General features: G+C 43.5%; 1 protein-coding gene. It reads left to right on the top strand.

What is annotated here, in order from left to right; translation table 11 throughout:
• A partial coding sequence (locus P20439_RS05470; RefSeq protein WP_036932975.1) for a tyrosine-type recombinase/integrase occupies window positions 1–207 on the top strand: 207 nt, incomplete at its 5' end.
• Window positions 208–260 lie beyond the last annotated feature (53 nt).

Genomic DNA, 260 nt, shown 5'->3' with positions numbered 1-260 from the left:
GCACAAGCGTGTGGCTTAAAGCACTGTAATCCACATACTTTACGCCATGCTTATGCAACACACCAACTTGAATCAGGTATGCCACTTCATCAACTGCAACATCAGCTTGGCCACAGTGATATTAAAACCACACAAAGTTACTTACACTGGTTACCTGAATTAGGGCATGGCGGCATTGATTTACTTGCGAGTTGGGGTAAACAATGAACGCCTTACACCTCGCTGATATTTTAAACTCAAGCCTTGAGAGTTATCGCCAA

Source organism: Pseudoalteromonas sp. BSi20439, assembly GCF_000241165.1.
Classification (GTDB): domain Bacteria; phylum Pseudomonadota; class Gammaproteobacteria; order Enterobacterales; family Alteromonadaceae; genus Pseudoalteromonas.
Note: the sequence above shows the minus strand (reverse complement) of the source record. Positions and strands in the feature narration are given on the sequence as shown.